The organism is Pseudomonas sp. 13159349 (genome assembly GCF_013305685.1).
Classification (GTDB): Bacteria; Pseudomonadota; Gammaproteobacteria; order Pseudomonadales; family Pseudomonadaceae; genus Aquipseudomonas; species Aquipseudomonas asiatica.
Genome location: NZ_CP045553.1, coordinates 3,520,324 through 3,537,902 on the forward strand (window position 1 = coordinate 3,520,324; position 17,579 = coordinate 3,537,902).

Here is a 17,579-nt window from a genome sequence, read left to right on the forward strand (position 1 = left end):
GGCAAGCCAGCTCCCACAGGTACACCACAGGCCTTAAGGTTTGTGGTGTACCTGTGGGAGCTGGCTTGCCGGCGATAGGGCCGGGTCAGCCAAGCAGCTCGTTCAGGCCTTGCAATTCCTGCTCGGTCACCGCCACCCCCTCCTCCTCGGCCACCTCGCGCTCGCGGTAACGCCGCTCGCCCGGCATGCGCGTCAGCCCTACCGCCTGCATCTGCTCGACCAGTTCGCGGCTGCGCTGGGCAAACCGCTCGCCCTCGGCCTTGTTCGGGTCGATGACGATGATCAACTGCCCGGTCCACGGCGTCTTCGCCCCCGGGTGCCCCGACCAGTCGAACTCCCAGGAAAAATTCCCGCCGGTCAGCGCCGCCGCCAGCAACTCGACCATCATCGACAAGGCCGAGCCCTTGTGCCCGCCAAATGGCAGCAACGCGCCGCCTTCCAGAATCGCCTTGGGGTCGGTGGTCGGCTCGCCATTGGCATCCACACCCATGCCCTGCGGCAATTGCTGGCCAGCACGCGCGGCAATCTGCACGTCGCCATGGGCCATGGCGCTGGTGGCCATGTCGAAGACGATCGGGTCATGTTCGGCGCAAGGTGCGGCAAAGGCGATGGGGTTGGTGCCGAACAGCGGCTTGCGGGCGCCGTGCGGCACCACGCAGGTCATGCTGTTGACCACGCTCAGGGCTACCAGGCCTTCGTCGGCGAAAGGCTCCACATCCGGCCACAGCGCGGCGAAGTGGTGCGAGTTGTGGATCGCCAGCACGGCGATGCCAGCGTTGCGCGCCTTCGCCACCAGAAGTTCACGGGCCGCCGCCAGCGCCGGCTGGGCGAAGCCGCCTGCGGCATCGACGCGAACATAACCGGGCGCCACGTCGCTGACCTTCGGCGTGGCCTGGCCATCGACCCAGCCGCTGGCCAATGTCGAAACATAGCCGGGCATGCGGAACACCCCATGGCTATGGGCACCATCGCGCTGGGCGCTGGCGCAGTTGTGGGCCAGCACCCGGGCCACGCTTTCGCTGCAGCCATGGCGCTGGAAAATGCTCTGCAACAGGCCCTGCAGCTCGGTAAAAGGCACACGCACGACGGTGCTGGTGGAAGGTGCGGACATCTGAAGCTCCTTGTTGGAATTGGAATGGCTACAGCGTTGCAACGACAAAAACTTTCCTGCATGTGACAGCTATCTGTCAAATGTTGACTTGATGACAGAAAACAGCCATTTTCTTTCGCAAGCCTTACCCCTGGAGCCGCAGCATGAGCCAACCGATCAAGCAACGCTTGGAAAACAGCCTCGAAGGGGCCGCTGCTTCGGGCCGCAAGATCGCCACCTACATGCTCGCCAATCTGCAGGAACTGCCGTTCCAGACCTCGGCCAGCATTGCCGCCAAGCTGGGCGTCAGCGAATCCAGCGTCGGCCGTTTCTGCCGCTCATTGGGTTATGCCCATCTCAAGGCGTTGAAGCAAGACCTGCAGAACGACCTGGGCGATGGCCCGTGGCTGGTCGGCGACCGCCTGCAAGATTACCGCCAGAACCAGGACGCCAGCGACAACGCCGGCAGCCTGGAGCTGGAAATCGCCGCCCTGGTGCGCGTGCACGAGTATCGCCAGAGCAGCGCCTGGCACAGCGTCGCCCAGCGCCTGGCAAGCAGGCAGCGGGTGTTCATCGCCGGCTTCCAGACCGAGCGTGGCATCGCCATGTGCATGAGCCACCTGCTGCAGTACCTGCGCGATGGCGTGCAGCTGGTGGATATGAGTGCCGGGCACTTTGGCGAAGTATTGCTGGGCCGCGCCGAAGACAGCGCCCTGGTGGTGTTCGAAGCCCGCCGTTATTCCCGCCATGCCCTGCTGTTGTGCCAGAAGGCGCGCGAGGCTGGCATAGCGGTCACCCTGGTGACTGACACCTTCTGTGACTGGGCCGATGCCAACGCCGACGAGGTGTTCCGCATCCCCACCGAGTTCAACCTGTTCTGGGAGTCCACCTCGACCATGCTGTCGTGGGTGCACCTGATGGTCAACGAGGTCTGCAAGAAGCTCGGGCCGGATGTTGAAAAGCGCTTGGAAGCAACTGCCGCTCTACATAACGAATTCGTCGGCTACACCTCGTGGTCGACGGGAAAACAACAATAGCAAGAGTGCAATGAGGTGCGAGATGAAAAAGACCATGGCCTTGGTGGGTGCGTGCGCCCTGCTGCTGTCGGGTGCCGCCAGTGCCGAAACCCTGCGCTTCGCCACCGAGGGCGCCTACCCGCCCTTCAACTATGTCGACGCCAATAACCAGTTGCACGGCTTCGACGTCGACATCACCCACGCCCTGTGCGAGCAGATGAAAGTCGAGTGCACGCTGGTGGCCCAGGACTGGGAAGGCATCATCCCGGCGCTGATGGCACGCAAGTACGACGCAGTGGTCGCGTCGATGATCAATACCGAAGAACGGCGCAAGAAAATCGCCTTCACCGACCACTATTACCGCACCCCGCTGACCGTTGCCGTGGCCAAGGACAGCAAGATCAACGACGCCCAGACCACCTTCGACGGCTACACCGTTGGCGCCCAGTCGTCGTCCACCCAGGCCATCTACGCCGAAGACGTCTACGCCAAGGCCGGTGCCGACGTGAAACTGTACCCGACCATGGACGAAGCCAACGCCGACCTGGCCGCGGGCCGCCTGGACGGGGTGATTGCCGACAAATTCCCGCTGCATGAGTGGATGACCAAGAACGGCGGGGACTGCTGCAAGATCCTCGGTGACGTGGCCGACACCAAGGCCGATGCCGCCATTGCCGTGCGCAAGGACGACGAAGCCCTGCGCCAACGCCTGAACACCGCGCTGCAACAGATCGTGGCCAACGGCACCTACCAGAAGATCGCCAGCAAGTACTTCGCTTTCGATATCTACAACTGATCTTCAGGAAACTGCGCAATTTCTGTAGGAGCGGCCTTGTGTCGCGACAGGGCCGCAAGGCGGCCCCGGCAATCCCTGCTGCGGCATAGATCCTGGGGCTGCTAAGCAGCCCTTTCGCGACACAAGGCCGCTCCTACAAAGAGTCCGCATTGCCCATCCTAGGGGTTTGTCATGCTCGATCAATTATCCTTGCTGTCCTTCGCCAGTGGAGGCTGGGGCCAGGCGTTGCTGGCCGGCGCCCTGGTCACTGTTTCCCTGGCCCTGGCCTGCCTGCCCATCGGCCTGCCGCTGGGCCTGGTCGTCGCCCTTGCAGCACGCTCGCGCAAGCGCTTGCCGCGAGCCTGGGCCACCACCTTCTCCACCGTGTTCCGTGGCCTGCCCGAACTGCTGACGCTGCTGATCATCTATTACGGCTGCCAGATCGCCGCACAGAAGACTCTCGCAGCCATGGGCTACCAGGGTGAGTTCCTGATCAATACCTTCCTCGCCGCGATGATCGCCTTCAGCCTGGTGTTCGCCGCGTTCTCCAGCGAGATCTGGCTGGCAGCCTTCAAGACCCTGCCCAAGGGCCAGCTGGAAGCCTGCTCGGCGTTGGGCCTGAGCAAGCGCACCGGCTTCTTCAAGGTGCTGCTGCCGCAATTGACCCGCATCGCCCTGCCCGGCCTTTCCAACAACTGGCTGTCGCTGCTCAAGGACACCTCGCTGGTCTCCACCATCTCGCTGGTCGACCTGATGCGCCAGACCAACCTGGCCGTCAGCGTGACCAAGGAGCCGATGTTCTTCTATGGCGTCGCCTGCCTGGGCTACCTGCTGTTCGCCGCCATTTCCGGGCGCGTGTTCGCCTTCATCGAACGGCGCAGCAACCGCCACCTGCAAGGAGCACGCGCATGAGCTTCGAACAACTGCTGGCGCTGATACTCGACCCCGACCTGCTGGAACGCTACGGCCCGCGCTTCCTCGATGGCCTGCTGGTAACGGCCAAGCTGGTGGCGATTTCCTTCAGCCTGGGTGCGGTGCTCGGCCTGTTGCTGGCCCTGGCGCGCATGTCGCGCAGCCTGCTGCTGCAGCGCATGGCCGCCGGCTATGTGTACTTCTTCCGCGGCTCGCCGCTGCTGGCCCAGCTGTTCCTTCTGTATTACGGCCTGGGTTCGCTCAAAGGCTTCTGGCAGGACGTCGGCCTGTGGTGGTTCTTCCGCGAGGCGTGGTTCTGCACCCTGCTGGCGTTCACCCTGAACACCGCCGCCTACCAGGCCGAGATCTTCCGCGGCAGCCTGATGGCCGTCGCCCCCGGCCAGCATGAGGCGGCGCGGGCGCTGAACCTGAAGCGCTCGACCACCTTTTTCAAGGTGATCCTGCCGCAGTCGCTGCTGGTGGCCATCGGCCCGCTAGGCAACGAACTGATCCTGATGATCAAGGCCAGTGCGATCGCCTCGCTGGTGACCATCTACGACCTGATGGGCGTGACCAAACTGGCCTTCTCGCGCAGTTTCGACTTCCAGATCTACCTGTGGGCCGCCGTGCTCTACTTGCTGATCGTCGAACTGGTGCGGCGCCTGCTGAAACACCTGGAAGCCCGTCTGGGCCGCCACCTGAACTGACCGAAGGATACGTTCCATGCATTGCCAGACCCTTGTCCTCGGCGCCGGCATCGTCGGCGTCAGCACCGCGCTGCACCTGCAGGCCCGCGGGCGCCAGGTGATCCTGATCGACCGCGACGAACCGGGCTGCGGCACCAGCCACGGCAACGCCGGGCTGATCGAGCGCTCCAGCGTCATCCCCTATGCCTTCCCGCGGCAACTGGGCGCACTGCTGCGCTATGGCCTGAACCGCCAGCCCGACGTGCGCTACAGCCTGCTGCACCTGCCCAAGGCCGCACCCTGGCTGTGGCGCTATTGGCGCCAGTCGGCCCCCGGGCGCCTGGCCGGGGCCGCCGCCGACATGCTGCCGCTGGTGCAGCGCTGCGTAGAGGAGCACGACGTATTCATTGCTGCCGCCGGCTTGGAAGGGCTGGTGCAGGCCAAAGGCTGGATCGAAGTGTTCCGTGACCCGGCGCTGTTCGAGCAGGCCAAGGCCGACGCCAAGGGCCTGAGCCGTTATGGCCTGCAGTTCGAAATCCTCGAATGCGGGCAGTTGCAGGCCCGCGAGCACCAGCTGGACGCCAGCGTGGTCGGCGGCATTCACTGGCTCGACCCCAAGACCGTGAACAACCCCGGCGCCCTCACCCGCGGCTACGCCACCCTGTTCACGCAGCGCGGCGGGCAGTTCCTGCATGGCGATGCGCGCAGCCTGCGCCAGGTCGACGGCCAATGGCGGGTCGACAGCCGCCGCGGCCCGATCACCGCCGACGAGGTGGTGGCCTGCCTCGGCCCGCAGTCAGCCGACCTGTTCAGCGGCCTTGGCTACCAGATCCCGCTGGCGATCAAGCGTGGCTACCACATGCACTACAGCACCCGTGACGGCGCGCAACTGGAGCATTCCATCTGCGACACCCAGGGCGGCTACGTGCTGGCGCCAATGGCCCGCGGCGTGCGCCTGACCACCGGCATCGAGTTCGACGCCAGCAGCGCGCCGGGCAACCAGATCCAGCTGGGCCGTTGCGAAGCCCTGGCGCGCAAGCTGTTCCCGGCCCTGGGTGAGCGCCTGGACGACACCCCGTGGCTGGGCCGCCGCCCGTGCCTGCCCGACATGCGCCCGGTGATCGGCCCGGCGCCGCGCCACCCAGGGCTGTGGTTCAACTTCGGCCACGCCCACCACGGCCTCACCCTGGGCCCGGTCAGCGGCCGGCTGGTGGCCGAACTGGTCACCGGCGAACGCCCCTTCACCGACCCCGCGCCCTACAGCGCGACCCGTTTCGACTGAACCCCTGCGGGAGAACAACAAGATGACCGCACCACTGAGCCTTGCCACCCTTGCCCCCGAACCCGACCCGCGCCCGGTGCTGATCCGCATCGAAGGCCTGAACAAGCACTACGGCGCGTTCCACGTGCTGCGCGACATCGACCTGCAGGTGCGCGAAGGCGAACGCATCGTGCTGTGCGGGCCGTCCGGCTCGGGCAAGTCGACCCTGATCCGTTGCATCAACCGCCTGGAAGTGGCCCAGCAGGGCAGCATCAAGGTGGATGGCATCGACCTGGCGGCCACCACCCGCGAAGCGGCGCAGGTGCGCAGCGACATCGGCATGGTGTTCCAGCACTTCAACCTGTTCCCGCACATGAGCGTGCTCGACAACTGCCTGCTGGCCCCCACCAGCGTGCGCGGCCTGTCGCGCAAGGACGCCGAGGAGCGGGCGCGCATGTACCTGAGCAAGGTCGGCATCGAAAGCCAGGCGCACAAGTACCCCAGCCAGCTGTCCGGCGGCCAGCAGCAGCGCGTGGCGATTGCCCGGGCGCTGTGCATGAAGCCGCGGATCATGCTGTTCGACGAGCCCACCTCGGCGCTGGACCCGGAGATGGTCGCCGAGGTGCTGGATGTGCTGGTGCAACTGGCCGGCACTGGCATGACCATGCTTTGCGTCACCCATGAAATGGGCTTTGCCCGCCAGGTAGCCGAGCGGGTGCTGTTCCTCGAGGGCGGGCAGATCATTGAAGACAGCCCGCCGCAGGTGTTCTTCAACCAGCCGCGTACCGAGCGGGCCAAGGGGTTCCTGGCGCAGATACTGCACTGATTGAAAATGATGAAAGCTGGCGCAATATCTGTGTAGGAGCGGCCTTGTGCCGCGAAAGGGCTGCGCAGCAGCCCCAGGGTTTCAGCGCAGGTGCACAAATTGCCGGGGCTGCTTTGCAGCCCTTTCGCGACACAAGGCCGCTCCTACAGGTTCCGCGTCAGCCGAAGGAGTGAGCGACTCTGCCGGCCCTTCATTGCACCGCTGCAAAGACCCAACTGCATCGTTAAATATTATTGACCTTAACCCCCGCCAAACCCACGCCGCCACAGGCCCGCATCGGTTTCAGCCCCCAAAAACCGGCGCATTCCCTGCCATCAAGCCCTGCTCCGTCGTTTGACATATCGAACGGCTCTGGCAAGCTATCTACAAGCCCCGACCGGAATCGTCGCCTCCGACGAGCCGGCAGTGCTCGGGGCTACAGGTTGCACCCATGGCCCCGCGCCGTGCACCTGCACAACAACGACAGGCCGAACCTGTCCCAAGGTGACATATGTCCAACAGCAACATTGGCAACAAGCAACCCTCCCTGCGCAAACCCGTCGTCCTGATGACCATGGGCAGCCAAGAGCGCAAAGGCCATGACTACCAGGTCATGACCCACAAATACATCACCCCGCTGGTCGAGTTTTCCGATTGCGTCCCGGTGCTGGTGCCCACCTGCTGCGGCATCGAAGACCTCGAGACCTATCTGGACATGGCCGACGGCGTGTACCTGACCGGCGCCGGCAGCAACATCGACCCGGCCCTGTACGGCCAGGAAAACGAGACCCCCGGCAAAGGCCAGGACCAGAACCGCGACCTGTTCGACATCCCGCTGGTCAAGGCCGCGATCAAGCGTGGCCTGCCGATCTTCGGCATCTGCCGTGGCATGCAGGAAATCAACGTGGCCCTGGGTGGCGACATCTACCAGAAGGTGTACGCCGAGCCTGGCTTCAACGACCACCGGGAAAACCCGGAAGACCCGGTCGAGGTGCAATACGCCCAGGTGCACGGCGTGAAGATCAAGCCGGACAGCTGGCTGCGTGACACCCTGGGTACCGACGAGATTCGCGTCAACTCGCTGCATGGCCAAGGCCTGCACAAGCTCGGTGCCGGCATCGAGGCCATCGCCCACGCCGAAGACGGCTTGGTCGAGGCGATCCATGCCCCGAGCATCTCGCCATTCCTGTTCGCCGTGCAGTGGCACCCGGAGTGGCAAGCGGCGAAGAACCCGGATTCGATCAAGATTTTCCAGGCTTTCGGCGACGCTTGCCGGGCCCAGGTACGCAAGGCGCAGATCAAGCGCCAGCACGCTGCCTGACCCCAGTTTCCTCTGCTTTGATCGCGGGGCGGCGCAAGGCCGCCCCCGTTTTCCCCGGTCACCCTCTGCTGGTCCCAGAACACTTCCCGTGGAAACGGGCGGCGGGCTTGTGCCTGTCTCCGCGATCTTTTTTCCTGCCCCTCAAGAGATACGATGACTGATCGCGATTAGTCTGCCATCTATGTCTCATGCATCTCTTGTTGTCGCCTGTTCTGGCCTCTTCGCGGGCAACCCCGCTCCTACAAGCGCGACGCGGTCCCTGTAGGAGCGGATTTACCCGCGAAGAGGCCGGCACAGGCAATAACACGCCTTCCGCCCCTCCACAAAAAAATCTCCCCAAGGGACTAGTCATCGTACAAGTTGTACGATAACTTACCTCCAACGCAAAACATCACCCTTCACCCAAGCGCCACAGGATGCCAACAACAATGACTCCACAAGAACTCAAATCCATCCTCTCCCACGGCCTGCTGTCTTTCCCGGTCACCGACTTCAACGCCCATGGCGACTTCAACCCGGCTGGCTACGTCAAGCGCCTGGAATGGCTGGCCCCGTACGGCGCCAGCGCCCTGTTCGCCGCCGGTGGCACCGGTGAGTTCTTCTCGCTGGCTGCCAGCGAGTACAGCCAGGTGATCAAGACCGCCGTCGACACCTGCGCCAAGTCGGTCCCTATCCTCGCCGGCGTCGGTGGCTCCACCCGCCAGGCCATCGAATACGCGCAAGAAGCCGAGCGCCTGGGTGCCAAGGGCCTGCTGCTGCTGCCCCACTACCTGACCGAAGCCAGCCAGGAAGGCGTCGCCGCCCACGTCGAAGCCGTATGCAAATCGGTAAACATCGGCGTAGTCGTCTACAACCGCAACGTCTGCCGCCTGAACGCCGACCTGCTGGAAAAACTCGCCGAGCGCTGCCCGAACCTGATCGGCTACAAGGACGGCCTGGGTGACATCGAGCTGATGGTGTCGATCCGTCGCCGCCTGGGCGACCGCTTCAGCTACCTGGGCGGCCTGCCGACCGCCGAGGTGTATGCTGCTGCCTACAAGGCCCTGGGCGTGCCGGTGTACTCCTCCGCCGTGTTCAACTTCGTGCCGAAGACCGCCATGGACTTCTACAACGCCATCGCCCGTGACGACCACGCCACCGTGGCCAAGCTGATCGACGACTTCTTCCTGCCTTACCTGGACATCCGCAACCGCAAGGCCGGCTATGCCGTGAGCATCGTCAAGGCCGGCGCCAGGATCGCCGGTTATGACGCCGGCCCGGTGCGTACTCCGCTTACCGACCTCACCGCCGACGAGTACGAAAAACTCGCCGCGCTGATGGACAAGATGGGCCCGCAGTAAGCGCCGCCCGCGGCCTGCCAGATGCCGCGCCCGGAGTGGGCCAGCCCCGCTCCGGTTACAATTCGTGAGCCCGCACAAAAATAACTAGTGGGAGTACTACCAGCATGCAAGCGACGAAGAAGACGCATGTGCGCTACCTGATCCTGTTCATGCTGTTCCTGGTGACCACGATCAACTACGCTGACCGCGCCACCATTGCCATCGCGGGTTCCAGCCTGCAGAAAGACCTCGGCATCGATGCCGTGACCCTCGGCTACATCTTCTCCGCCTTCGGATGGGCATACGTGGCTGGCCAGATTCCTGGTGGCTGGCTGCTCGACCGCTTCGGTTCCAAGAACGTCTACGCCTTCAGCATCTTCACCTGGTCGCTGTTCACCCTGCTGCAGGGCTTTGTCGGTGGCCTGCCGGTAGCCTGGGCGGTGGTGACTTTGTTCACCCTGCGCTTTTTGGTCGGTTTTGCCGAAGCCCCGTCGTTCCCCGGCAATGCGCGCATCGTCGCGGCCTGGTTCCCGACCCAGGAACGCGGCACCGCCTCGGCCATCTTCAACTCGGCGCAGTACTTCGCCACCGCACTGTTCGCACCGATCATGGGCTGGATCGTGTTCAGCTTCGGCTGGGAGCACGTGTTCGTGGTGATGGGCGCACTGGGCATCGTGTTCTCCATGGTGTGGCTGAAGACCATCTACAACCCGCGCCAACACCCACGCATCAGCCCAGGTGAACTCGAGCACATCGAGCAGAATGGCGGGCTGGTGGACATGGACCAGAAGCGCGGCAACGACGGCCCGAAATGGGGCTACATCAAGCAACTGCTGACCAGCCGCATGCTGCTGGGCGTGTACCTGGGCCAGTACTGCATCAACGCCATCACCTACTTCTTCCTCACCTGGTTCCCGGTGTACCTGGTGCAGGAGCGCGGCATGACCATCCTCAAGGCCGGCTTCATCGCCTCGCTGCCGGCGGTCTGCGGCTTCATCGGTGGTGTGCTGGGCGGGGTGATCTCCGACTGGCTGTTGCGCCGCGGCAACTCGCTGACCTTCTCGCGCAAGCTGCCGATCGTCTGCGGCCTGCTGCTGTCGACCACCATGGTGTTCTGCAACTACGTCGACGCCGAGTGGATGGTGGTCGGCTTCATGACCCTGGCGTTCTTCGGCAAAGGCATCGGCGCGCTGGGCTGGGCGGTGGTCGCCGACACCTCGCCGAAACAGATCGCCGGGCTGTCGGGCGGGCTGTTCAACACCTTCGGCAACATCGCCTCGATCACCACGCCAATCGTGATCGGCTACATCATCAGCGCCACGGGTTCGTTCAAGTGGGCCCTGGTGTACGTCGGCGCCAACGCCCTGGTGGCGGTGTTCAGCTACCTGGTGATCGTCGGCCCGATCAAGCGCATCGAGCTGCGTGAAAGCCCAAAGCCTGACGCCGAGCCAGCGGCCGGCAGCGAACTGGCCGGCTCGCGCCACTGAGTGAACACGCCCGCGTCGGCCACCCCGCCGCGGGCGGATGTACAAAAGCCTGAGAACCTGACAAGTAGGGCCCGAACATGCAGTTGATCGAACATTCCGACTCGCCCCGCTACGTCCGCCTGCACGACGATGACAATGTCGTGGTGGTGGTCAATGATGGCGGCCTGGGCGAAGGCGCCCGCTTCGCCGACGGCCTGACCCTGGTCGAAGGCGTGCCACAGAGCCACAAGGTGGCCACCGTAGCCATCGCCAAGGGCGAACCGGTGCGCCGCTACGGGCAGATCATCGGCTACGCGCTGGAAGACCTGCGCCAAGGCAGCTGGGTGCAGGAAAGCCAGCTGGCCATGCCGGCCGCGCCGGAGCTGGACAGCCTGCCACGCTGCGACGCCGTCCCGCAGCCGCTGCCGCCGCTCGAAGGCTTCACCTTCGAAGGCTACCGCAACGCCGACGGCACCGTCGGCACCCGCAACATCCTCGGCATCACCACCACCGTGCAGTGCGTGGCCGGCGTGCTGGAGCATGCGGTAAAGCGCGTTCGCAGCGAGTTGCTGCCCAAGTATCCCAATGTCGATGACGTGGTGGCGATCACCCACAGCTACGGCTGCGGTGTGGCGATCAACGCGCGCGATGCCTACATCCCGATCCGCACGGTGCGCAACCTGGCGCGCAACCCCAACCTGGGCGGCGAGGCCCTGGTCATCAGCCTGGGCTGCGAAAAGCTGCAGGCCGGCCAGGTGATGCACGACAACGACCCGTCGGTGGACCTCAGCGCCCCGTGGCTGTACCGCCTGCAGGACGCCAGCCTGGGCTTTGTGGAAATGATCGAGCAGATCATGGAACTGGCCGAGACCCGCCTGAAGAAACTCGACCAGCGCCGCCGCGTAAGCGTGCCGGCCAGCGAACTGATCCTGGGTATGCAGTGCGGGGGCAGCGATGCCTTCTCGGGCATCACCGCCAACCCGGCGCTGGGCTACGCCGCCGACCTGCTGGTACGCGCCGGCGCCACCGTGCTGTTCTCGGAGGTGACCGAAGTGCGCGACGCCATCTACATGCTCACCTCGCGGGCGGAAAACCAGGAGGTCGCAGAAGCCCTGGTGCGCGAAATGGACTGGTACGACCGCTACCTGCAGCAAGGCGCCGCCGACCGCAGCGCCAACACCACGCCGGGCAACAAGAAAGGCGGCCTGTCGAATATCGTCGAGAAGTCCCTGGGGTCGATCGTCAAGTCCGGTAGCGGCGCCATCCAGGGCGTGCTCGGCCCGGGCGAGCGGGTCAACCGCAAAGGCCTGATCTTCTGCGCCACCCCGGCCAGCGACTTTGTCTGCGGCACCCTGCAACTGGCTGCCGGCATGAACCTGCATGTGTTCACCACCGGCCGCGGCACGCCATACGGCCTGGCCATGGCGCCAGTGGTCAAGGTATGCACCCGCAGCGAGCTGGCCCAGCGCTGGCCCGACCTGATCGACATCGACGCCGGGCGCATCGCCAGCGGCCGCTCGACCATCGAGGAGCTGGGCTGGGAGCTGTTCCACTACTACCTGGACGTGGCCAGCGGCCGCAAGCAGACCTGGGCCGAACAGCATCGCCTGCACAACGACATCACCCTGTTCAACCCGGCACCGATTACCTGATGACCCGGCTTCTCGACAGTGTCGCGATCCCTGTGGGAGCGGGCGAGCCCGCGAAGCAGGCAACCCGGTGTATGGCACCGGCTGCGCCGGTGTTCGCGGGCTCGCCCGCTCCCACAGGTCATGCGACAACCTGCCAGATTTTCTCTCAACCTACAGGAGCACCCCATGCCTGAAATCCTCGGCCACAACTTCATCGCCGGCCAGCGCAGCGCCGCTGGCCCGCAGCGCCTGCAGAGCCTGGACGCCAGCACCGGCGAGGCCCTGCCCTACAGCTTCGCCCAGGCCACCGAAAGCGAAGTGGACCAGGCCGCCAAGGCCGCGGCCGCCGCTTTCGCCGAATTCCGCCAGCTGGCCCCGGCGCGGCGCGCCGAATTCCTTGACGCCATCGCCGCCGAGCTGGACGAACTGGACGACGCCTTCGTCGCCATCGTCTGCCGTGAAACCGCCCTGCCCCCCGCCCGTATCCAGGGCGAGCGCGGCCGCACCAGCGGCCAGATGCGCCTGTTCGCCCAGGTGCTGCGCCGTGGTGACTTCCTCGGTGCACGCATCGACCTGGCCCTGCCCGAGCGTCAGCCCCTGCCACGCGTGGACCTGCGCCAGATGCGCATCGGCGTCGGCCCGGTCGCCGTGTTCGGCGCCAGCAACTTCCCGTTGGCCTTCTCCACCGCCGGTGGCGATACCGCTGCGGCCCTGGCCGCCGGTTGCCCGGTGGTGTTCAAGGCCCACAGCGGCCACATGGCCACCGCCGACCTGGTCGGCTGTGCCATCCAGCGCGCCGCCGAGCGCACCGGCATGCCCAAGGGCGTGTTCAACATGGTGTTCGGTGGCGGCGTCGGTGAGTGGCTTGTCAAACACCCGGCCATCCAGTCCGTCGGCTTCACCGGCTCGCTGAAAGGCGGTGACGCCCTGTGCCGCATGGCCGCCGAGCGCCCGCAGCCGATCCCGGTGTTCGCCGAGATGTCCAGTATCAACCCGGTCATCATCCTGCCGGGCGCCCTGGCCAAGCGTGGCGAAGCCATCGCCCGAGAACTGGCCGGTTCGGTGTGCCTGGGCGCAGGCCAGTTCTGCACCAACCCGGGCCTGGTGATCGGCCTGCAGTCGCCGCAGTACAGCCAACTGCTGGCCGAGCTTGGCCAGCACCTGAGCCAGCAGGCCGGCCAGACCATGCTCAACGCAGGTGGCCTGCGCAGCTACGTCGGTGGCCTGGAGCACCTACACGCCCATGCCGGTATCGAGCACCTGGCCGGCCAGGCGCAGGCAGGCAGCCAGGCGCGCGCCCAGCTGTTCAAGGCCGATGCCCGCCTGCTGATGGAGTCTGACCCGCTGTTGCAGGAAGAAGTGTTCGGCCCGACCACTGTTGCCGTGGAAGTGCAGGACAACGACCAGTTGCGCGCCGCCCTGCTCGGCCTGCGCGGCCAGCTGACCGCGACCCTGATTGGCGAGCCGGAAGACCTGCAGGCCTTCGCCTGGCTGGTACCCGTGCTGGAAGAGAAGGTCGGGCGGATCCTGGTCAACGGCTACCCGACCGGTGTCGAGGTGTGTGATGCGATGGTGCACGGCGGGCCTTACCCGGCCACGTCGGATGCGCGCGGCACGTCGGTCGGCACCCTGGCCATCGACCGCTTCCTGCGCCCGGTGTGCTACCAGAACTACCCGCAGGCACTGTTGCCTGAGGCACTGCGCGACGGCAACCCGCTGGGGCTGCGCCGGCTGGTAAATGGCCAGTGGAGTGAGGGCGCGATCTGATCGCCCCTTGAAACCAGAAAGCCCCGCGCATGGCGGGGCTTTTCTTTTGGCTGTACCGACCTCTTCTCGGGCACGCCCGCTCCCACAAGTATCGCTGCACCCTCAAGATAAGGTGATCCCTGTGGGAGCGGGCGCGCCCGCGAAGAGGCCGGTACAAGCGACGAAGGCCTCAGGCCCCCTGCGCCTCGGCCTCTTCATGCGCCTGGCGCAAGCGCTCGCGGCTGTTGCTCAGGTGCATGCGCATGGCCATCTTCGCCCCTTCGCTATCACGCCGGGCGATGGCTTCGTAGATCGCCTCGTGCTCATGCATCAGCCGGCTCATGTAGTGCGCCTGGTCATCATGGGCCAGCCGCGCCGAATTCAACCGGGTACGCGGGATGATGCTGGTGCCCAGGTGGTTGATGATGTCGGCGAAGTAGTGGTTGCCGCTGGCCTGGGCAATGCGCAGGTGGAACTGGAAATCCGCCGACACCGCATCCGTGGCGTGGGCAGCCCCTTCGTTGAGTTCGTCCAGCGCCGCACGCATGCCGGCCAGCTCTTCGTCGCTGCGCCGCTGCGCCGCCAGGCCCGCCGATTCGATCTCCAGGGCAATGCGCAATTCCAGCACCGCCAACACTTCGCGAAGGGTGACCACGGTCGCCGGGTCGATACGGAAACCACCCGTTGCTGGCGCGTCCAGCACGAAGGTACCGATGCCGTGGCGGGTCTCGACCTGCCCGGCAGCCTGCAGCCGCGAGATCGCTTCACGCACCACCGTGCGGCTGACACCCTCTTCGGCCATGATCTGCGATTCGGTCGGCAGCTTGTCGCCGCGCTTGAGCTGGCCGCTGCGAATGCGCTCGGTCAGCACCGTGACCAGTTCCTGAGCCAGACTGCGCGGCTTGCGCCGGGTCTTTGCCTGTACCTGCTGCTCTGTCATTGCCCTGTATTTCACCTTGAAAGACAGCGCTCATCATAGCGCAAGCAGTTGTACGATCACATACACGCAGTGCGGTATTTCCCGGCGTCCGTAGGCGACACGCAGCCCTGAACGAATGGTCTGGGCAGCCTGGGTACCGGCTGGTTTCCCTGCGACCAAGGTTGCGCTCCGGCGCAGCCTTCCCCTTCACAGCAGCTACACAACCTGTCCGGCTTGCTGATGTTCCTTTCGCTGACCCTTGCAAGCGCACTGTGGGCCTGGTTGGGCAATCGCATTGCCGGCTCCAGGGCACTGGGGCTGTTTTCCCTGGCCTGCGTGGTGCTGGCGATCCTGACCGTCGTACTCATGGGCAAGGCAGCGCAAAGCGGCCAATGGTTCGGCCTGTACCAGCGCCTGAACTACGGCGTATCGGTGATCTGGGTCGCCAGCCTGCCTGGACCAGCCTTCGCACCCACCGCGCCAGCCCGTTGCGGATGGCAACAACCTGACGGCAATTTGCTGGCCCCCGGTAGCTGCTTGTGAAGGCAAACTTCGTTTTCCTTCAGATGCTTAGGACAGCAACATGCGAGTACTTCTAGCAACGATGGCCGGCTGCCTGCTAGCCACGCTCGCTTTCGGCGCCCAGGCACGGGCGCTGAGCCAGAACGATCGCCACACTTGCGGCTGGGGCGCACAGATAGCCGCCGAAGCGCAGCAGGCCAAGCTTTCCGGGGTAACCCTGTATGCCACGCGCAAGAAGTTGCAGGCGCGCAAATTCCCCAAACCGTGGATGCGCATGACCGCCTTCGGCATTACCGAACAGACCTACAACAGCCGCTCGCGGCTAAAGCCTGCAGCGATCAAGCAGACCTATTACGAGCAGTGCGTGCAACATGCGGTAGCAAGGCGATAAAGCTCTGGCTCTTTGGGCTGCGCTGTCGCGCAGAAAACAAATATCGCTCGTTTGAAGCGTCCTCTGCAGGAGCAGCCTTGTGCTGCGAAGAGGCCGGTACAAGCAATAGACAAGCTTTGTCAGTACCGGCCTCTTCGCAGCACAAGGCTGCTCCTACAGAACTTCACTAAACCAATGAGGCATGTGTTGTTCTATGAGAGCGGCCTTGGGCATTTGTTAAACTGATGAAAACTGTCGGACGCAACCAAGACCATTCGCAACATGGATGAACTACGCAAGATCGACCTCAACCTGCTGCTCGCCCTGCACGCCCTGCTGAGCGAAAAGCACGTCACCCGCGCCGCCTTGCGCCTGCACCGCAGCCAACCGGCGGTAAGCCACGCCCTGGCGCAGTTGCGCAAGCACTTCGACGACCCCTTGCTGGTGCGCCAGAACGGCCGCATGGCCTTGACCGCCCGCGCCCAATCGCTGGCCAAACCGCTGCACGACGCCCTGGGCAACCTCAACGGCCTGCTGGCCGCCCCACAGTTCGAACCGGCCAAGGCCCAGCGTCGCTTCAGGCTCTCGCTGTCCGACTATTCCTCGCGGATCATCCTGCCACCCCTGCTGCGCCACCTGCGCCAGGTCGCGCCCGGGGTAGACCTGGCCATCAGCCAGGCCAGCCGCGAAACCATGCTGGCCCAGTTGCTCGATGGTGAACTGGACCTGGCCCTGGGCATCTTCCCGGACTTGCCCCAGGCCATCACTGCGCAGCCGCTGTTCACCGACAGCTTCATCAGCGTTGCCGACCGCCAGGTGCTGCCGGCCAGCGGCGGCCTGGCCCTGGACGACTGGCTGGCCCGTCCGCATGTGCTGATGGCCATGCACCCGGATGCCTTCGATGAAATCGAACGCGCTCTCGCCGCGAAAGGCCTGCGTCGGCGGATTGCCCTGGCCTTGCCGCATTGGAGTGCGGCGGTCGAGGTGCTGGCCGGCACCGACCTGATCCTGACCGTGGCCAGCCGCGCGGTGGGCTCGCTGCACCAGCACAAGACATTGCGCCAGTTCGAGCCGCCACTGGCGATTGCTTCGTTCGATTACCAGCAGGCCTGGCACAGCCGCAAAGAGGACGACCCGGGGCATCGCTGGCTGCGAGAAACCGTGTGGGCGTGCAGCCAGCCGGGGCGCTGATCAGCCTTCCGACTGTTTCTCCACGGCAGGGGCATTGGCCGGCGAGCCTGCTGCCCAGGTGCCCTGCACCAGCAGAACGCCGCAGAGGATCAGCACCACACCCGCCAACCTGGCCAGACTGAGCGGCTTGCCTCCCAACCCCATCACCCCAAAGTGGTCTGCGACCACCGCCGTGATGATCTGCCCCGCCACCACCAGCACCAGGAACCCCGCTGCCCCAAGCCGGGGGGTGAGCGCAGCAGCACCGGCCACGTACAGCGCCCCCAGCACACCACCAATCCACAGCCACCAGGGCCCCTGCAAGGCCTTGCCCATGTCCGGCGCCGGCACCCTGAGGATCAGCAGCGCGGCGATCACTACCAGCGAACTTACCGTCAATGACGTGAACGCACCCCACAACCAGTGCCCCAGCGCCCGGCCGACGGCGGCATTACCCGCAGCCTGGAACGGCAGCACGGCACCGGCAAGCAACGCCAGGGCAAAGGGAAGTACCAGAAGGCACAAGGTCTTGCTGAACATGGCAGTCCTCATTGGTGACAGATGTTCAGG

General features: G+C 65.0%; 16 protein-coding genes and 1 pseudogene. 14 read left to right on the plus strand and 3 right to left on the minus strand.

The window, feature by feature from the left end; all coding sequences use genetic code 11:
• Positions 1–85: 85 nt before the first annotated feature.
• Positions 86–1,111 carry an Ldh family oxidoreductase gene (locus GEV38_RS16300; protein WP_054573557.1) on the minus strand — a complete coding sequence of 342 codons (1,026 nt, stop codon included), beginning with the start codon at positions 1,109–1,111 and terminating at the stop codon, positions 86–88.
• A 143-nt stretch (positions 1,112–1,254) separates the two neighbouring features.
• On the opposite strand from GEV38_RS16300, the gene GEV38_RS16305 reads away from it, so the two are divergent.
• The 11 genes from GEV38_RS16305 (at position 1,255) to GEV38_RS16355 (ending at position 14,049) form a co-directional block, all read left to right on the plus strand.
• Positions 1,255–2,127: a MurR/RpiR family transcriptional regulator gene (locus GEV38_RS16305; RefSeq protein ID WP_015270693.1), complete on the plus strand. Its 873-nt coding sequence runs from the start codon at positions 1,255–1,257 to the stop codon at positions 2,125–2,127.
• Positions 2,128–2,149: 22 nt separating this feature from the next.
• On the plus strand, positions 2,150–2,902 hold the full coding sequence (locus GEV38_RS16310) for a transporter substrate-binding domain-containing protein (RefSeq protein WP_013972985.1): 753 nt from the start codon (positions 2,150–2,152) through the stop codon (positions 2,900–2,902).
• Between the two features lie 171 nt (positions 2,903–3,073).
• Positions 3,074–3,793, plus strand: coding sequence for an ABC transporter permease (locus GEV38_RS16315; RefSeq protein WP_054573558.1), 720 nt, complete (start codon positions 3,074–3,076; stop codon positions 3,791–3,793).
• On the plus strand, positions 3,790–4,500 hold the full coding sequence (locus GEV38_RS16320; RefSeq protein WP_054573559.1) for an ABC transporter permease: 711 nt from the start codon (positions 3,790–3,792) through the stop codon (positions 4,498–4,500). The genes GEV38_RS16315 and GEV38_RS16320 overlap by 4 nt, the downstream gene beginning before the upstream one ends.
• 16 nt (positions 4,501–4,516) lie before the next feature.
• Positions 4,517–5,761: an FAD-binding oxidoreductase gene (locus GEV38_RS16325; RefSeq protein ID WP_054573560.1), complete on the plus strand. Its 1,245-nt coding sequence runs from the start codon at positions 4,517–4,519 to the stop codon at positions 5,759–5,761.
• Between the two features lie 22 nt (positions 5,762–5,783).
• Positions 5,784–6,566, plus strand: a complete 783-nt coding sequence (locus GEV38_RS16330) for an amino acid ABC transporter ATP-binding protein (protein ID WP_013972988.1) — start codon at positions 5,784–5,786, stop codon at positions 6,564–6,566.
• 490 nt (positions 6,567–7,056) lie between these two features.
• Positions 7,057–7,866, plus strand: a complete 810-nt coding sequence (locus tag GEV38_RS16335) for a gamma-glutamyl-gamma-aminobutyrate hydrolase family protein (protein WP_015270696.1) — start codon at positions 7,057–7,059, stop codon at positions 7,864–7,866.
• A 428-nt stretch (positions 7,867–8,294) separates the two neighbouring features.
• Positions 8,295–9,206 (plus strand): 5-dehydro-4-deoxyglucarate dehydratase, encoded by a 912-nt coding sequence (gene kdgD / locus GEV38_RS16340; protein WP_015270697.1) that lies wholly within the window; start codon positions 8,295–8,297, stop codon positions 9,204–9,206.
• Positions 9,207–9,310: 104 nt separating this feature from the next.
• Positions 9,311–10,672, plus strand: a complete 1,362-nt coding sequence (locus GEV38_RS16345) for an MFS transporter (protein WP_015270698.1) — start codon at positions 9,311–9,313, stop codon at positions 10,670–10,672.
• 77 nt (positions 10,673–10,749) lie between these two features.
• Positions 10,750–12,303 (plus strand): galactarate dehydratase, encoded by a 1,554-nt coding sequence (gene garD, locus GEV38_RS16350; protein WP_054573561.1) that lies wholly within the window; start codon positions 10,750–10,752, stop codon positions 12,301–12,303.
• Between the two features lie 165 nt (positions 12,304–12,468).
• Complete coding sequence (locus GEV38_RS16355; protein ID WP_054573562.1) at positions 12,469–14,049, plus strand: aldehyde dehydrogenase (NADP(+)); 1,581 nt, start codon at positions 12,469–12,471, stop codon at positions 14,047–14,049.
• A gap of 169 nt (positions 14,050–14,218) precedes the next feature.
• Here GEV38_RS16355 and GEV38_RS16360 read toward each other — a convergent pair whose 3' ends face one another.
• Entirely contained in the window at positions 14,219–14,968 is a 750-nt protein-coding gene (locus GEV38_RS16360) for a FadR/GntR family transcriptional regulator (RefSeq protein ID WP_015270701.1), read from the minus strand.
• 114 nt (positions 14,969–15,082) lie between these two features.
• Here GEV38_RS16360 and GEV38_RS16365 point away from each other — a divergent pair.
• The 3 genes and pseudogenes from GEV38_RS16365 to GEV38_RS16375 all read left to right on the plus strand — a co-directional run.
• Positions 15,083–15,456 (plus strand): annotated as a pseudogene (locus tag GEV38_RS16365) (DUF998 domain-containing protein); the annotation flags it as partial.
• A gap of 74 nt (positions 15,457–15,530) precedes the next feature.
• Positions 15,531–15,860, plus strand: coding sequence for a hypothetical protein (locus GEV38_RS16370; protein WP_023660807.1), 330 nt, complete (start codon positions 15,531–15,533; stop codon positions 15,858–15,860).
• Between the two features lie 261 nt (positions 15,861–16,121).
• Positions 16,122–17,030 carry a LysR family transcriptional regulator gene (locus tag GEV38_RS16375; RefSeq protein WP_054572581.1) on the plus strand — a complete coding sequence of 303 codons (909 nt, stop codon included), beginning with the start codon at positions 16,122–16,124 and terminating at the stop codon, positions 17,028–17,030.
• Here GEV38_RS16375 and GEV38_RS16380 read toward each other — a convergent pair whose 3' ends face one another.
• Positions 17,031–17,549 carry a DMT family transporter gene (locus tag GEV38_RS16380; RefSeq protein ID WP_054572580.1) on the minus strand — a complete coding sequence of 173 codons (519 nt, stop codon included), beginning with the start codon at positions 17,547–17,549 and terminating at the stop codon, positions 17,031–17,033.
• Positions 17,550–17,579 lie beyond the last annotated feature (30 nt).

Bases quoted from the DNA above. Each gene is read 5' to 3' on its own strand.
- kdgD (WP_015270697.1), top strand. From the start codon at position 8,295: ATGACTCCACAAGAACTCAAATCCATCCTCTCCCACGGCCTGCTGTCT.
- GEV38_RS16310 (WP_013972985.1), top strand. From the start codon at position 2,150: ATGAAAAAGACCATGGCCTTGGTGGGTGCGTGCGCCCTGCTGCTGTCG.
- GEV38_RS16370 (WP_023660807.1), top strand. From the start codon at position 15,531: ATGCGAGTACTTCTAGCAACGATGGCCGGCTGCCTGCTAGCCACGCTC.
- GEV38_RS16355 (WP_054573562.1), top strand. From the start codon at position 12,469: ATGCCTGAAATCCTCGGCCACAACTTCATCGCCGGCCAGCGCAGCGCC.
- GEV38_RS16300 (WP_054573557.1), bottom strand. From the start codon at position 1,111: ATGTCCGCACCTTCCACCAGCACCGTCGTGCGTGTGCCTTTTACCGAG.
- GEV38_RS16305 (WP_015270693.1), top strand. From the start codon at position 1,255: ATGAGCCAACCGATCAAGCAACGCTTGGAAAACAGCCTCGAAGGGGCC.
- GEV38_RS16345 (WP_015270698.1), top strand. From the start codon at position 9,311: ATGCAAGCGACGAAGAAGACGCATGTGCGCTACCTGATCCTGTTCATG.
- garD (WP_054573561.1), top strand. From the start codon at position 10,750: ATGCAGTTGATCGAACATTCCGACTCGCCCCGCTACGTCCGCCTGCAC.
- GEV38_RS16325 (WP_054573560.1), top strand. From the start codon at position 4,517: ATGCATTGCCAGACCCTTGTCCTCGGCGCCGGCATCGTCGGCGTCAGC.
- GEV38_RS16335 (WP_015270696.1), top strand. From the start codon at position 7,057: ATGTCCAACAGCAACATTGGCAACAAGCAACCCTCCCTGCGCAAACCC.
- GEV38_RS16330 (WP_013972988.1), top strand. From the start codon at position 5,784: ATGACCGCACCACTGAGCCTTGCCACCCTTGCCCCCGAACCCGACCCG.
- GEV38_RS16360 (WP_015270701.1), bottom strand. From the start codon at position 14,968: ATGACAGAGCAGCAGGTACAGGCAAAGACCCGGCGCAAGCCGCGCAGT.
- GEV38_RS16375 (WP_054572581.1), top strand. From the start codon at position 16,122: ATGGATGAACTACGCAAGATCGACCTCAACCTGCTGCTCGCCCTGCAC.
- GEV38_RS16380 (WP_054572580.1), bottom strand. From the start codon at position 17,549: ATGTTCAGCAAGACCTTGTGCCTTCTGGTACTTCCCTTTGCCCTGGCG.
- GEV38_RS16315 (WP_054573558.1), top strand. From the start codon at position 3,074: ATGCTCGATCAATTATCCTTGCTGTCCTTCGCCAGTGGAGGCTGGGGC.
- GEV38_RS16320 (WP_054573559.1), top strand. From the start codon at position 3,790: ATGAGCTTCGAACAACTGCTGGCGCTGATACTCGACCCCGACCTGCTG.